This window comes from Achromobacter pestifer (assembly GCF_013267355.1).
Taxonomy (GTDB): Bacteria; Pseudomonadota; Gammaproteobacteria; order Burkholderiales; family Burkholderiaceae_B; genus Achromobacter; species Achromobacter pestifer_A.
Genome location: NZ_CP053985.1, coordinates 1,174,477 through 1,188,370, shown reverse-complemented (window position 1 = coordinate 1,188,370; position 13,894 = coordinate 1,174,477). Strand labels below are relative to the sequence as shown.

The window sequence follows — 13,894 nt, the reverse complement described above, 5'->3', positions numbered from 1 at the left end:
GGGCGCCGCCGCCACGCTGCGGGCGTGGCGCGGCGGCGCCGGGTCGGTCAGGGCTGGGCGGCGGGCCAGACCATCTTGTAGGACTTGGAAGCCAGGTTCTCCGGCCACACGGTGCGGTACTGGCCGTCGGGCGTGATCTGCTGCATGACGTAGCGCTTCTCGGGGTTCTGGCCCTTGGCGTCGATCACGATGTCATAGCCCACCAGCTTGTTCAGGTCGGTGCCTTGCAGCTTGGTCTGGGCCAGGGCGTCGCGGATGGCTTCGGGATCGGCTTTTCCAGCGCGCTCCAACGCGTCCTTGATGACCCAGACCGCGGCGTAGGCGCTGACCGACAGTTCGTTGGGATCGACCTTGTAGGCTGCGACGAAATCGTCCCAGAACTTCTTGGCGAACGGCGTGGTGATGGACGACTCATAGCCGGCCCAGCCATTGGTGGTGTAGACATTGCCGGCGATGTCCTTGCCGACCAGCGGTATGAAGGTGCTGTCGATCTGGCCGGCCGCGCTGCCGACATAGGTCGAGCCGACCCGCATCTGCGCCAGCAGCTTATGCAGCTGCACCGCGTCGGCGCCGTAGGAGGTCACGGTGACGACGTCGGGCTTCTTGCCCTTGATCTTGAGCACCAGCGGGCGCAGGTCCGGCGAATTGGGCGGGTAGCCTTCGTCCAGCACCAGGTCTATGCCCGCTGCCTTGAACTTGGCGCGCAGCGTGTTGGCCATATCCTGGCCCCAATCGGTGTTTTCGTAGACCATGGCGACGGTCTTGGCAGGTTTGCCGGTGGTCTTGCCCGCGTATTGAATGAATTCGGCCATGCTCTCGGCATTGCCCGAAGCCGGGATCTGCGTGGGACGAAACACGTACTTGAAGCCGCGCTCGGTGATGTCGGCCTTGGCGGCCAGGTCCACCACCCATGGCACGCGGTTCTTTTCCGCGACGGCGGTGGCGGGGAAGGTTACGCCGCTCTGGAACGCGCCCAGCAGCACCGGCGTCTTCTCGCGGGTGATCAGGCGTTCGACCTCGGTCATGGCGACCTTGGCGTCGCCGCGGGTGTCCACTTCGATCAGCTGCAATTGCGCGCCGCCCAGCGCCTTAATGCCGCCCGCGTCGTTGATGTGCTTGACGGCCAGGTGCGTGGCGCGCGACATGTCCTTGCCGATGGAGGCGGTGGCGCTGCCCGATAGCGGGATCAGATAGCCGATCTTGACCGGTTCGGCGGCCATGGCAGCGCCGTGGACCAGCAGGCTGGCGCCGGCGGCGGCGAAGAGGTGCCGCAGGGCGGCAGGGCGATAGGGAAAGCTCGTGCTCATGAGGATTTGTCTCCAGTGTTTTTTGTGGTTTGTGTGTGCCGCGCTGGCGTCAACCAGGCGGCGCGCCGATCGCGGCATGCGTCGCGCGTACCAGGCGGTGCGCGCGCTCGTCGAGCAGCACGGTGCGGCCCATGCGGTTCATGGTGTAGGCAAAGGAAAGCCGGCGCTGCGGCCAGGCGAAAGCCAGCGAACCGCCGGCGCCCGTGTGGCCATAGGCTTGGTCGCCGAAGCAAGCGCTGTCCAGGCCCAGTGCGCGGTTGTCCATCTGGCGCATGAAGCCGCTGGCGTAGCGCGCAGGCACGCGCAGGCAGGCGTCGTCGTCCGTGCTAGCCGACAGGGCGGTGGCCGCGGCCAGCGTGTCTTCGCGCAGCAGGCGCACGCCGTCGCGCGCGCCACCCAGCGCCAGCGTGCCGTACAAGCGCGCCAGGCTGCGCGCATTGCCGATGCCGCCCGCCGCGCACAGTCCGGCCGCGTGGCCGGCGCGGCTGTTGAAGCCCGACGGGCGCCAGCCGCCTGTGTTCTTGGCGTACAGCGCCGTGGGACTGTCGGGCTCGTCCTTCAGCGATTGCTCGAAGGGGCTGTACGGCGCTTGCGGCGCAGGCGGCGGCACGATGGGCGCGACGCGCGCTTCCTCGGCTTGTGGCAAGCCTATCCAGAAGTCCAGGCCCAGCGGTTGCGCGATGTGGCGGCGGAAGAACTCGCCGGGCATGCAGCCGCCCAGCCTGCGCACCAGCTCGCCGACCAGCCAGCCGTAGGTCAGGCCGTGGTAGGCCACGCGTTCGCCCGGGGGCCAGAAGGGCGCGGCGGCGGCCAGCCGGCCGGTCATGCCTTCCCAATCGAAGGCGGCGTCCGCCGGCAAGGGCTCGCGCAGCGCGGGCAGGCCCGCGCTGTGGTTGAGCAGCATGCGCGGGGTGGTGCCCGCCTTGCCCGCCGCGGCGTATCCAGGCCAGTAGCGGGCGACGGGCGCGTCCAGGTCCAGTTCGCCGGCTTCGGCCAGCATGTGGGCGCAGAGCGCCGTGGCTGGCTTGGTGTTGGAGAACACGATACAGACGGTGTCGCGTTCCCATGGCCGGCTGCGCTCCGTGTCGGCCCAGCCGGCCCACAGGTCGACCACCGGATAGCCGTCGACCTCGATGGCGACGGCTGCGCCCAGTTCGCCATGGTCCTGGAAGTTGCGCGCGAACGCCGCGCGCACCGGTTCGAACGCGGGATCGCAGTGGCCGTGGATCGCCGGGGCTTCGGCTGCACGCGCCTGGGGCGAGGTTGCGGCGGCCATGGTCAGCGCGTCAACGGCGCGCGCGCGCCGTAGCCCAGCAGGTAGCGCGCCTCGTTGGACAGCGTGGCCGCGACGCCTGCGGGCAGCGTGCTGGTGAAATCCGCGAAGCCGCGCAGCCAGGACACGTTGTAGTTGCAGAGTATGGCGCGGCGCTCGCGGCCGGTATGGTTCGGGCCGGAGCGGTGCCAGGTATTGGACAGCCAGATGGCGACCGAGCCGGCGGGCGCGGTCAGCGTGACCTCGCCGTCCAGCGGGCCGCTGCCCCAGGGCGGCGATTTGCGCAGCTTGTGGCTGCGCGGCATGACGCGGGTGGCGCCGTTGTCGGCGGTGAAGTCGTCCAGCATCCAGACGTTCTGCAGCGTGAGCGGAAACTCCGGCAGCGGCTCGGCGATCTGGCCCAGTGGCGCGTCCACGTGCCAGGCGCCGCCGCCCGTGCCGGGGCCGATGCTGGTGGCCTGGAAGTCGTGCAGGTTGCAGTCCTGGCCCATCACGCTGCGCACCATGGGCAGCACCACCGGGTGCTCGATCAGCGGGATCATGTCGGGCGCCTTGTTCAGCAGGTTCCAGACGCGTTGCGACTTGTCGTCGTCGAACAGGGTGGGCAAGTGCAGGAAGTTCTTCGACACTTTGTTGATGGGAACCGGCCAGCGCGTGTTTTCGTTGTCGCGGCGGTACTGGTGCACGCGCGCCACCATGCGCCGCGCTTCCATGTCGCTCACCGTGTAGTGGCGCTTATAGTAGGCCAGGATGTCGTCGTCGTCTTCGTGCCGTTCGTCGTCCAGCGGGAACGGATCGGCGCGTTCGGCGGCCATCAGGTTGGCTACGCGTTCGCGCGCCTGTTCCAGTTGTGCGGCGTTCAGCACGTTTTCAATGACGGCGTAGCCTTCTTCGGCGAGCTGGTGTTGCAGCGCCTGCAGATCGATTTGCTTCATGTTCCTCCCCTTGTGTTGAATGTCACTGCGAAATAGGACCGGGCTCGGCCACGGGGGCCAGCGTGCCGCGTGCGAGCTTGCCTATGCTGGTGCGCGGCAGGGCTTGCGCCGCGCCGATGCGGCGCGGCACCTTGTAGCCGGCCAGGTGGGCGGCGCAGTGGGCCCGCAGGGCGGCCGTGTCCAGGCTCTGGCCCGGCGCGGGCGTGACCCAGGCGTGGACCACCTGTCCCAGCCGCTCGTCGGCCACGCCGAAGGCGGCGGCTTCGCCGACCTCGGGGCGCGACAACAGCACCTGCTCCACTTCCAGCGGATAGACCTTGAAGCCGCCCACATTGATGCAGTCGTGCCGCCTGCCTTGCAGGTGGAGATAGCCTTCGTCATCCAGGAACGCGACATCGCCGGTATGGAACCAGCCCTGGCTCAGGGGCTGTGCGGCATCCGCGGCGGGCTGGCGGTAGCCTGCCATCACGTGCGGACCGCGCACGCGGATCTCGCCGGGCTGGCCGGGCGGCAGGGGCCGCGCGCCGTGATCGAGGTCCACCACCTGCAACTCGCCGCCCGGCACGGGCAGGCCAACCGAACCGGGTTTGCGCGGGCGGTGCATGGGGTTGAACGCCAGGCAAGGCCCGGCTTCGCTCATGCCATAGCCTTCGTAGATGGGGCAGCCGGCGCGCTGTTCGAAGCGCGCCAGGGTTTCGCGCGGCAGCGGCGCCGCGCCGGAGAAACAGGCGCGCAGGCTGGACAGGTGTTCCAGGCTCAGGGCCGGGCTCAGCAGCAGGTCGTGGAAGACCGCCGGCGCGCCCGGCAGCAGCGTGACGCGATGGGCGGCGATGGCCTCTATCGTGCGCGTGGCGTCGAAACGCCGCATCACCACCAGTTCGCCCCGGGCGTGCAGGCTCAGGTAGAGCGACATCGAGACGGCCGATACATGGAACAGCGGCATCACGCAGAGCACCACTTCGGCCTCGCGCCGGGTCGGCAGCCAGGCTTCGCGCTGTGCGATGTTGTAGGCGATCTGCCGGTGCAGGATGTTCACGCCCTTGGGGCGTCCGGTAGTGCCGCCGGTGTATTGCAGTGTGGCCAGGTCCTCGTGCCGGGGCAGGTCTTCCGGCAGGGCGCAGGCCTGCGGCAGCATCTCCAGCAGGCCGGCGCCGTCGCCGGTGCTGAGTATGGCGCCGGCGTCCAGGCCGGGGCACAGGGCGGCCAGGTCCAGCGTCACGCTGTCGTCATGCAGCAGCATGCGGGGCGCGGCGTCTTCCAGCATGTAGGCCAGCTCGCGTTCGCGGTAGCCGGGGTTGAGCGGCACGGCCTGCGCGCGCAACGCGTGCACCGCAAAGGTGGCGACGGCCAGGTCCAGCGAGTTCTGCATCAGCAGGGCCACCCGGTCGCCGGGCCGGACGCGCTCGCCCAGGCGGCGCGCCAAAGCCCCGGCCAGGCCGGCGTATTGCGCATAGTTCAGCCGCGCGCCCTCGAAGGACAGGGCGGGAAGATCGGGCGTCTCGCGGGCGGCGTCGCGCAGCAGGTGGATCACCGAGTCCGGGACCGCGGGCAGGGCGGGGGCGTTCATGCCTTGCGCTCGGCGGCCTTGCGGGCGGCCTTGGCGTCGCTGGCCTGCCATACCGTGGGCCGGCCTGCGCCGCCCAGCAAGGTGATGGGGTCGGCGTTGTCGATATGGCCGTACTGCCCCTTGTAGATGCTGTAGCCGCACAACTCCTGCAGGCGGCGCGGAAAGCGCCGCGCCACGTCGGCCGGAATGCCGAGCTGCAGGTTTTCCTGTTGGCGCATCCAGCCGGCGCAGTAGTAGCACGACAGCGCGTAGCGGCGGGCATTGCTGTTGTTGGCGCCGCCCTTGTGCCATAGCGCGCTGTCGAACAGCATGACGCTGCCGGCCTTCATGGTGGTCTGCACGGTTTCGATGTCCTGGGCGCCGTAGGACGGCGAGGAATCGTAGCGGTGGCTGCCGGGCACGATATGGGTGGCGCCGTTCTCAGTAGTGAAATCGCTCAGCGCCCAGATGGCGTTGACCGCCAGCGGCGGGCGCGGCCGCGGCAGGGCCAACTGTTGAGTGTCTTCGTGCAGGGGCTGGGCGCCTTGCCCCGGCGCCAGCGTCAGCGAGCACAGCGAGGACAGCAGCAGCTCGCGGTCCAGCAGGCGTTCGGCCAGGGCCAGCACCTCGGCTTGCAGCGGCACGTCCCAGAAGCGCGGATCGTAGACCAGCAGGTTGTTGATGCGCACCGTTTTACGGCCTTCGAACGAGGTCTGGGCGTAGCCGAGGTTGTGTTCGGCCTCGATCCGGATCAGCGCTTCCTGCAGCTGGCTGACCTGCTCGGGCGGGATGATGCCGGGCAGCACCACGAAGCCGTCGCGTTCAAAGGCTGCGATCCGCTCGTCGAGCGGTTCGGGCGTGGACATCTTTTGTCTCCTGATGGGGGGCCTGGATCAGCGTCCGGCGCTATAGGTCTGTGCGTATAATCGGCCGGTAGTCTTCGCCCTGCCAGCGCGTAGCGTCCACGGCAGTGGCGCAAAGCGTCCATCCCCTAGAAGATGGCGGCCCCCGTCGGCATGATCCGGTACTCAAGATGAGCGCGCAGGCCTACCACCACACCACCGATGTCATAGCGCCACAGGACCAGTTCGCGTATTGGCGCGATGCGATCTGCGATGCCTATGTGCCGCTCGAACCCGAGCGCGATGCCGCGCGCAGTTTCCGCGGCCAGATCGACGGCCTGCTGCTGCCGGACCTGCACGGTTCCACCATCACGGCGCAGTCGCACGTGGTCAGGTTGTCCGAAGCCGGTCTCTCGGCCCGTACGCAATCCCCTTTTTTCGCCAACCTGTTGTGTACTGGCGAGGCCCTGGTCTCGCAGGGCGCAAGCGCCATGCGCGCGCGCGCCGGCGACGTCTATGTGGTGGATTGCGCCTCGCCCTGGGAAGTCGACTTTCGCACCGATTTCCGCATGTTCTGCATAGAAATCCCGGAAGGGCTGCTGCGGCCGCAATTGGGCCGGCGCGGGCGGCTGGCCACGCCGGTGCTGGACGGCGGTTCAGGGGCGGGGCGGGTGCTGGCCAGCTATATGCGCCTGGTCAGCGAATTGCCGGCGCACGAATTGCAGCAGGTGCAGGCGCTGATGGTCAGGCATTGCAGTGAACTGCTTTCGCGTACCCAGCTCGAAGGGGCGGACGCCGAAGCGCAGGTGGCGCAGCGGCTGCGGCACGAGGTCCTGGACCGCATTCTGGCGCTGGTGCAGCGCCGTCTGGCGGACCGCGGCCTGACGCCGGCCTCGGCCAGCGACGAACTCGGCATTTCGCGCAGCTATTTGTTCAAGATACTCGCCGAGCATGGTTTGAGTTTCAGCGCGCACGTGCGGCAGCGCCGGTTGGAAAAGTGCCGCCAGGCCATCGAAACCCAGCCTGGCCGCTCCATCGCGGACATCGCCGCCAGCTGGGGATTCGAGGAAGTCTCTACGTTCAATCGGGCGTACCGCGCGCACTATGGCCGCTCGCCCGGCAGCGAGCGCGGCGGTGCGCCCTCGAGGGCAACATAGCAGCGCATCACCACTTGCTCTGGCCCTGCGACTGCTGCATCTGCGGCGCGTTGGCCGGCCTTACCGTGTCCACGTACTTCCTGTAGGCGGCGACATACTCGGGACTGTTGATGTCCGGGGTGTTGTCGCTGTCCCAGTTCCTTTCAACGCCGGATTGTTTCCAGGCGGCCAGGTCGCGTTCGACCTGGTCGCGGCTGAGCTGGACGTCGGACGGGGGAGCCGCGGTGGTCGGGGCGGCGGACATTTGCGCGGCGGCCGGGCCGGCCAGCAGCGCGGCGGCGGCGATGGCGGCGGGGAGGGCGGCGCGGAGTAAAAGGGCTGTCTTCATGAGGTGCTCCTTGATACGTGTGTGATCGCAGCATTGGGGGCCGGTGTCCTTGGAGCGTGGCGCAATGGCGCCTGGGGCAAGGACAGCTGCGGAACCGGAATGGCGCATTCGTGTTTTTTTTGGACAGGCCAGCCTTGCTTGGAGCGATGCGCGCCGCGGCCGCAAGCGGGGCCTGGCGCGTCGGGCTTACGACCCGGGTGTAATGCTCTGTCGGGATCTCATGCCTTCGCGCCCATCGTAGGACGCCCGGGGTAGGCACCACATACTCAAAATTGAGTACGCCGAATCGGCGTTGAAGGATGGGTGCGATCGATGGGCGAGCAGGGGGGCGGTTACAACAATGAGGCTAGTCTGACCAGTTCGGATTGGCGGCTGCATTCCATTTTGTTGAGCAGGGACGCGACCTGCTTGCGTACGGTCAGCACCGAGGATTTTCGCAAGGTGGAGATTTCTTCCACGCTATGGCCCGTGGCCAGTCCGGCCAGGACCGCGGCCTCTGCATGGGTGATGGCGAAGACGGCGGCAAGCCTGTCGATGTCGGGCTGGGCGAAGGCGCTCTTGCGCCGCATGCGCACCAGCAGCATGGGGCTGCCTATCAGGTTCAGCGCCTGGGGGGCCGCGCCGATATCGATCCAGTACAGTTCGCCCCAGCCCGCGGCCGCGGCCAGGGAGCGCAGTTTTCCGTCGCGCGCGACTGCCTGGCAATAGGAGTCGAACAGCGCCTGTATCTTGCTGTCGGGATGACGCAGCCGGCCGCAGCGCACGCTCCATCCGTGGCCGTCGTTCAAGTAGCGCATGGCGAGTGCGGATATCTTGTCGATGCTCCCGTCCTTGCTGACCAGCAGGACGGCTTCGCCGACATCGGAAAGCGCGCTCTCGATGGTTGTCCATCCGATGGCGAGCGCCTTCTCGCGTTGCGCCAGCTGGCTTTGAAGCAGTCGGAAGTACTGGGCGAAGTCGCCCGATTTCAGGCGGTCGCTGGCCTTGCTGTCCACGGTCGAACGCTGAAAGCCGATGGCGGCGTGCAGCGCCGCGCTCGATTCGATGACCAGCGACAGGATCTGCGCCATGCGGTGCTTGAGCATGAAGTCCGCATAGAACTCGTTGCGCTGCAACTGTGAACTGTCATACATGCGGGCGGTGTCCAGCCAGGTGCCGGCAGGCGCCTGGCGCGAGTCGCGTTCCAGGATGTCGCAGCTGTAGTAATGGTCCTGGTACTCCGCGGCGCAGGCTTCGGAAAAGCCGATGGAAAACAGGTTCAGCAGCTTGTGCCGGGCGTCGAAGACGATGAGCGCGCCGCTGTCGGCGCCCACCATGTCGCGCGCGGTCCGCAGGATGTCATGCCAGGGAGGATCGGGGTCCGTCAGGTGGTTCAGGGCTTCGACCGCGCGCCGGACGGCAATCTGGTGTTGGGCCATTTTCTTGTGCCTCCAACTCTGGTTCAAACGCAAGCGCTGCTACGTGTCACAGATTGTTGTAGGTGGCTCCCTTCTTGGCGGGGGAGCGGCGCGCGGCTGCGGAGTGTCGGCGCGGCCGGGGCGGCGTGGCCCGCGCGCAAGCCTGTCGGCTGCCGGGGACTCAATCGGAAATTATCCTCGCAAATCTGCCGGAAAGATGAAAATCCTGAGGGCGGATCGGTAGCGGGCCGAGTCGTGATCTTGATCTGGTGCATAGGCACCGGTGTATTTCCACCAGCACGCGCGCAAGCGTGGGGTCAGGGAGCGGCGGCGCCCGGCGGATGAACGGCCGCGCGCCACAGATCCAGGAAATGCCGCTTCTTGAGCGGATCCAGATAAACCAGCAACCCCACGCCCAGTCCCACCGGCCGGACACCGGCTTCCGGGTTGACCGAGGCGCTTATCGGCCGCATGCCGGACTGCCGCGCGACCATTTCCTGACCCCGCGCAGACAGCAAGTAGTCCAGGAACATCGCGCCCAGATCCCCGCGCGGCGCCAGCCTGGGGATGATGGCGGAGCGCGACAGCATCAGCGTGTAGTCCTGCGGATACACGATGGCCAGCGGCGCGCCCTGGTCGATGCGGTGGCGGGTATAGGACTCCAGCAGGTTGTAGGCCAGCGTGATCTCGCCACGTTCGAGCTTGTCCAACGCGTCTTCCGTGGACGCGTGGACGGCGACGCGGTTGCGGCCCAGCTCGGCCAGCAGTGCGCCGGCCATGCTGTCCAGGCGCGTGTCCTGCGTGGCTGCCAGGTAGCCGATACCGCTGCCCTCGACGTCGTAGGTGGAGATGGCGCCAGCCAGGGGTTGGTCCGGCGCCTGCAGCAAGGACAGCAGCTCGCGCCGGGTGCGCGGCGCCCGCGCGGGGGCGAGCTTGCTGGTGTTGTAGACCATGACGATGGGATCGGTGCCGATGCTGAAGACCTCGTCGCGCCAGTTGGCCCAGGCTGGCAGGGCGCGGGTCTCGGGTGAAACGTGAGGCTGCGCGTAGCCGTCGTTGACCAGCTTGGTCTGCAGGTCCATGGCGCTGCTGATGACGATGTCGGGGCCCGATCTGGAGGCCGGCGCCTGCGCGGCGCGGGAGACGGTTTCGGCATACAGCTCCTGCGTGGAGAGTTCGGTGTACTCCAGGCGCAGGCCGGGATTCAGGCTGCTGAAGTCTTCCAGCACGCCGCGGAACACCTGCACGCTGTTGGAGGCGTGCACGACCAGCACGTTCCTGCTGTCGGCCGGACCCAGCGCCAGGCCTGCGGCGCTGGTTTCCGCGGCATGGCCAGCAGCCAGTGGCAGCAGGACGGCCAGCGCCGCCAGCAGGCGCAGGGGGTTCAGGAAATCAAGCTTCATGGGGGCGGGCCGGCAGCGTGACCACGGCGTCCAGGCCGCCGCCCACGCGGTTGCTCAGGACCAGGCGGCCCTGATGGATGTCGACCACGCGCTTGATGATGGACAGGCCGAGGCCGGCGCCGGGCGCGCGCGGGTTCGGACCGCGCACGAAGCGCTCGAAGGCGGCGTTGGCCAGCGCCGGGGGGATGCCCGGGCCCTGGTCGGAGACGGAGATGCGCCAGCCTTCGTCCTGCGGCTCCAGCCGCACGTCGATGTGGCCGTCTTCCGTGGCGCCGTGGCGCAGCGCGTTGTCGATGAGGTTCTTGAAGGCTTCGCGCAGCATCAGGCTGTCGCCCAGCACCATGGGAGGGTTGCCCGGTGTATGGGCGGGCAGGTGCAGGCGCACGTCGGGCTGGGGATCGGCTTGCGGGACCGTGTCGTACACCGCCTGGCGCAACAGCTCGGCCAGGTCCACCGGCTGGAACTGGCGCACGTTGCTGCGGTGGATGACGCTGGCATCGCTCAGCAGCTGGTTGACCAGGCGCGAGAGTTTCTCGGCGTTGCGCAGCACGGCCAGCAGGCTGCGGCGCTGTTCGGCGGGGTCTTCTTCGTCCAGCGCCACTTCCATCTGCGCATGCAGCGCGGCCAGCGGCGTGCGCAGCTGGTGTGCGGCTTCGGCGATGAACAGGCGCAGGGTGTCCAGGTTTTCCGACAGCCGCGCCATGAAGCCGTCCAGCGAATGCACCAAGGTGTCGAGCTCCTCGGGCACGGGGGCGGTGATCGGGTGCAGGTCCGACGCGCTGCGGGCTGCCAGCTCGCGTTCGATGCGCCGGATGGGCGACAGCGACCGCAGCAGGCCCCAGTAGGCCAGCGCCAAGGCCGCGGCGGTGAAGCCGATCAGCGCCAGCGTGCCCTGCCAGAGAATGCTATCGGCCAGGGCATTGCGGGCTTCGCGGGTCTGGGCGACCTGGATGAGTGCGGTCTCGGCGTTGCGGGGGCCGGCGATCCTGCGTTCCATCCAGGCGATGCGCACCGGCTCGCCCTGATAGTTGGCGTCGTACAGGCGGGGCGAGTACGCGGGGCTGTCTTCGCCGCGGGCGGGAGGGGCGGGCAGGCTGGCGTAGCCGGAGATCAGCGCGCCGCCTGTGTCGCCGACGCGATAGAACACGCGGTCGCGCGGCGCCTGCTCCAACAGCGCCAGCGAGGCATAGGGCATGTCCATGCGCCATTCGCCCTGCACCAGTTGCAGGCTGTCGGCGATGGACAGCACCGAGGAACGCAGCAACTGGTCGTAGGTGGTATCGGCGGTGTGATTGGCGTAGCCGCGCACCAGCAGATACAGCGTGGCCAGCGCCGCGACGAACAGCGCCAGCAGCATGGCCAGCAGGCGGCGCTTGATCGAGATGCGGCCCTGCGCGGCGGCGGGCCTGGCCGGTTCACCCACGGCCGGGGCCGGACGCGGCGGGGCTGTCGTGGTCATCGGTGGCGGTCAGGAGGTAGCCGGTGCCGCGCTGCGTTTCGATGCGCAGTGGCGAGCCTTCGAGCTTGCGGCGCAGCCGGGCGATGTAGACCTCGATGGCGTTGGGCGCGGCGTCGTCGTCGAAGGCGAACAGCTTGTTGGCGATTTCGGTCTTGCTGACGGCGCGGTTCATGCCGGCCAGCAGGATTTCCAGCAGGCTGTATTCGCGCTTGGGCAGTTCGATGCGCTGGCCGGCCAGAGTGACCTGGCGCGCGGCGCTGTCGATGACCAGTTCGCCAAAGCGCAGCACGCCGGCGGCCTGCGCGCTGGGGCGGCGCAGCAGGGCGCGGCAGCGGGCTTCCAGCTCGCGGAAATCGAAGGGCTTGGCCAGGTAGTCGTCGGCGCCGGTATCCAGGGCGTGGACGCGGTCTTCGATGTCGATGCGGGCGGTCAGCGCCAGCACGGGAGTCTTGCTGCCGCGGTCGCGCAGGCGGTGCAGGATGTCGAAGCCCGACATGCGGGGCAGGCCGATGTCCAGGATGACGAGGTCGAAGGTTTCGTACTGCAGGACGCCATCGGCGCTCAGGCCGTCGTTCTGGCAGTCGACCGCATGGCCGAGACGGCGCAGCCGGCGCACGAGTGCGTCGGCCAAGTCTGCGTCGTCTTCGATCACCAGTATGCGCATGGGGCGATTGTCGCATGAGAGAACGGCCCCCACGCCGCACTCGCTGCGCTCGCTTGCTGCCCCCGAGGGGGCGCCTTCCGCCTTGGGGCGGCCCGGCGGCGGAAGGTGAGCTCGCCGTCGCACGCGTTCAAAAACGACAGGTTGTAGACAGCTTTTATTTCTAGTCTTGCGGTCGCGCTTCCCCCCGCCGGAGGCGCGAACCACGCATAACAACGACTAGTCGGAGATAACCCTCATGCTTCTGACCCTGCTTGGCTTCGGCATGGTGATCACGTTCATGACGCTGATCATGACCAAGCGCCTGTCGCCGCTGGTGGCGCTGATCCTTGTCCCCATTATTTTCGCCCTGCTGGGCGGATTCGGTTCGGGCATCGACAAGATGATGCTGGACGGCATCCGCAAGATTGCGCCCACCGGCGTGATGCTGATGTTCGCCATCCTGTATTTCGGGGTCATGATCGACGCCGGCCTGTTCGACCCCATCGTGGGCCGCATCCTGCGCGCGGTAAAGGGCGATCCGCTGAAGATTGTGGTGGGCACGACCGTGCTGGCGCTGGTGATCTCGCTGGACGGCGACGGCTCGACCACCTACATGATCGTGGTGGCGTCGATGCTGCCGCTGTACCGCCGCCTGAAGATGAACGCACTGTCCATGACCTGTCTGGCGATGCTGGCCAGCGGCGTCATGAACCTGACGCCCTGGGGCGGCCCGACGGCGCGCGCCGCAAGCGCCTTGCACGTGGACGCGGGCGATATCTTCGTGCCGCTGGTGCCGGTGATGGGCGTGGCCATTGTCGCCATCCTGGTCCTCGCGTTCTGCCTGGGCCTGCGCGAACGCCGCCGCCTGGGCGTGCTGTCGCTGCCGGACGGCGCCTCTCTGCACGCGGGCTACGACGAGGACGGCCCCAAGAACCTGCCCGATGTCGAAGTCGACCAGGATCTGCGCCGCCCCAAGCTGCTGTGGGTGAACGCCGGGCTGACGCTGGCGTTGATGGTGAGCCTGGTGCTGGGTGTGCTGCCGCTGCCCGTGCTGTTCATGATCGCCTTCGCCATTGCGCTGGTCATCAACTATCCGGACCTGGCCGAACAGCGCCGCCGCGTCACGCAGCACGCCGGCAATGTGCTGTCGGTGGTGTCGCTGATTTTCGCGGCCGGGATCTTCACCGGCATCCTGTCGGGCACCGGCATGGTCGAGGCCATGTCGCGCAGCCTGCTGGCGGTGATTCCTGACGCCATGGGCCCGTATCTGGCCGGCATTACCGCGCTGGTGAGCCTGCCCTTCACTTTCTTCATGTCCAATGACGCCTTCTACTTCGGCGTGCTGCCTATCCTGAGCGAGGCGGCCCAGGGCTACGGCATTTCGCCGGTCGAAATGGCGCGCGCATCGCTGATCGGCCAGCCCGTGCATCTGCTGAGCCCGCTGGTGCCGTCCACCTATCTGCTGGTCGGCCTGGCCGGCGTGGACTTCGGCGACCACCAGCGCTACGCGCTGAAGTGGGCCACGATGGTCTGCCTGGTGATGCTGGCCGCGGCGCTGGCGTTCGGCCTGTTTCCGCTGGTCGGCCAGATGGCCTGATCCGCGG

At 68.0% G+C, this 13,894-nt stretch carries 12 protein-coding genes; 2 read left to right on the top strand and 10 right to left on the bottom strand.

Annotation, left to right across the window (positions count from 1 at the left end; translation table 11 throughout):
- Nucleotides 1-47 precede the first annotated feature (47 nt).
- From FOC84_RS05850 to FOC84_RS05830, 5 genes are read right to left on the bottom strand one after another with little or no spacing between them, the layout of a single operon-like run.
- Nucleotides 48-1,307: an ABC transporter substrate-binding protein gene (locus FOC84_RS05850; RefSeq protein WP_173143594.1), complete on the bottom strand. Its 1,260-nt coding sequence runs from the start codon at nt 1,305-1,307 to the stop codon at nt 48-50.
- A 49-nt stretch (nt 1,308-1,356) separates the two neighbouring features.
- Complete coding sequence (locus FOC84_RS05845; protein WP_173143593.1) at nt 1,357-2,583, bottom strand: serine hydrolase domain-containing protein; 1,227 nt, start codon at nt 2,581-2,583, stop codon at nt 1,357-1,359.
- 2 nt (nt 2,584-2,585) lie between these two features.
- Entirely contained in the window at nt 2,586-3,515 is a 930-nt protein-coding gene (locus FOC84_RS05840; RefSeq protein ID WP_173143592.1) for a phytanoyl-CoA dioxygenase family protein, read from the bottom strand.
- A gap of 22 nt (nt 3,516-3,537) precedes the next feature.
- A complete protein-coding gene (locus FOC84_RS05835) occupies nt 3,538-5,082 on the bottom strand; it encodes a class I adenylate-forming enzyme family protein (protein WP_173143591.1) in 1,545 nt (514 codons plus the stop codon).
- Nucleotides 5,079-5,927, bottom strand: a complete 849-nt coding sequence (locus FOC84_RS05830) for a phytanoyl-CoA dioxygenase family protein (protein WP_173143590.1) — start codon at nt 5,925-5,927, stop codon at nt 5,079-5,081. The genes FOC84_RS05835 and FOC84_RS05830 overlap by 4 nt, the downstream gene beginning before the upstream one ends.
- A gap of 167 nt (nt 5,928-6,094) precedes the next feature.
- Between FOC84_RS05830 and FOC84_RS05825 the strand changes: the two genes are divergently transcribed.
- Nucleotides 6,095-7,060, top strand: coding sequence for a helix-turn-helix domain-containing protein (locus FOC84_RS05825; protein ID WP_173143589.1), 966 nt, complete (start codon nt 6,095-6,097; stop codon nt 7,058-7,060).
- Nucleotides 7,061-7,067: 7 nt separating this feature from the next.
- On the opposite strand, the gene FOC84_RS05820 is transcribed toward FOC84_RS05825, so the two are convergent.
- The 5 genes from FOC84_RS05820 to FOC84_RS05800 form a co-directional block, all read right to left on the bottom strand.
- Nucleotides 7,068-7,388: a DUF4148 domain-containing protein gene (locus FOC84_RS05820; protein ID WP_173143588.1), complete on the bottom strand. Its 321-nt coding sequence runs from the start codon at nt 7,386-7,388 to the stop codon at nt 7,068-7,070.
- A 332-nt stretch (nt 7,389-7,720) separates the two neighbouring features.
- Entirely contained in the window at nt 7,721-8,806 is a 1,086-nt protein-coding gene (locus FOC84_RS05815) for a helix-turn-helix transcriptional regulator (protein ID WP_173143587.1), read from the bottom strand.
- A gap of 296 nt (nt 8,807-9,102) precedes the next feature.
- Nucleotides 9,103-10,188 carry an ABC transporter substrate-binding protein gene (locus FOC84_RS05810; RefSeq protein WP_173143586.1) on the bottom strand — a complete coding sequence of 362 codons (1,086 nt, stop codon included), beginning with the start codon at nt 10,186-10,188 and terminating at the stop codon, nt 9,103-9,105.
- Nucleotides 10,178-11,647 (bottom strand): sensor histidine kinase, encoded by a 1,470-nt coding sequence (locus FOC84_RS05805; RefSeq protein ID WP_254241916.1) that lies wholly within the window; start codon nt 11,645-11,647, stop codon nt 10,178-10,180. Before FOC84_RS05805 ends, FOC84_RS05810 begins: the two co-directional genes overlap by 11 nt.
- Complete coding sequence (locus tag FOC84_RS05800; protein WP_173143585.1) at nt 11,604-12,311, bottom strand: response regulator transcription factor; 708 nt, start codon at nt 12,309-12,311, stop codon at nt 11,604-11,606. The genes FOC84_RS05805 and FOC84_RS05800 overlap by 44 nt, the downstream gene beginning before the upstream one ends.
- A gap of 235 nt (nt 12,312-12,546) precedes the next feature.
- On the opposite strand from FOC84_RS05800, the gene FOC84_RS05795 reads away from it, so the two are divergent.
- Nucleotides 12,547-13,887, top strand: coding sequence for a CitMHS family transporter (locus tag FOC84_RS05795; RefSeq protein WP_173143584.1), 1,341 nt, complete (start codon nt 12,547-12,549; stop codon nt 13,885-13,887).
- Nucleotides 13,888-13,894: the final 7 nt, after the last annotated feature.

What these genes read in the sequence shown, in the direction of transcription:
- FOC84_RS05850 (WP_173143594.1), bottom strand. Translation starts at nt 1,307, where the DNA reads ATGAGCACGAGCTTTCCCTATCGCCCTGCCGCCCTGCGGCACCTCTTC.
- FOC84_RS05845 (WP_173143593.1), bottom strand. Translation starts at nt 2,583, where the DNA reads ATGGCCGCCGCAACCTCGCCCCAGGCGCGTGCAGCCGAAGCCCCGGCG.
- FOC84_RS05840 (WP_173143592.1), bottom strand. Translation starts at nt 3,515, where the DNA reads ATGAAGCAAATCGATCTGCAGGCGCTGCAACACCAGCTCGCCGAAGAA.
- FOC84_RS05835 (WP_173143591.1), bottom strand. Translation starts at nt 5,082, where the DNA reads ATGAACGCCCCCGCCCTGCCCGCGGTCCCGGACTCGGTGATCCACCTG.
- FOC84_RS05830 (WP_173143590.1), bottom strand. Translation starts at nt 5,927, where the DNA reads ATGTCCACGCCCGAACCGCTCGACGAGCGGATCGCAGCCTTTGAACGC.
- FOC84_RS05825 (WP_173143589.1), top strand. Translation starts at nt 6,095, where the DNA reads ATGAGCGCGCAGGCCTACCACCACACCACCGATGTCATAGCGCCACAG.
- FOC84_RS05820 (WP_173143588.1), bottom strand. Translation starts at nt 7,388, where the DNA reads ATGAAGACAGCCCTTTTACTCCGCGCCGCCCTCCCCGCCGCCATCGCC.
- FOC84_RS05815 (WP_173143587.1), bottom strand. Translation starts at nt 8,806, where the DNA reads ATGGCCCAACACCAGATTGCCGTCCGGCGCGCGGTCGAAGCCCTGAAC.
- FOC84_RS05810 (WP_173143586.1), bottom strand. Translation starts at nt 10,188, where the DNA reads ATGAAGCTTGATTTCCTGAACCCCCTGCGCCTGCTGGCGGCGCTGGCC.
- FOC84_RS05805 (WP_254241916.1), bottom strand. Translation starts at nt 11,647, where the DNA reads ATGACCACGACAGCCCCGCCGCGTCCGGCCCCGGCCGTGGGTGAACCG.
- FOC84_RS05800 (WP_173143585.1), bottom strand. Translation starts at nt 12,311, where the DNA reads ATGCGCATACTGGTGATCGAAGACGACGCAGACTTGGCCGACGCACTC.
- FOC84_RS05795 (WP_173143584.1), top strand. Translation starts at nt 12,547, where the DNA reads ATGCTTCTGACCCTGCTTGGCTTCGGCATGGTGATCACGTTCATGACG.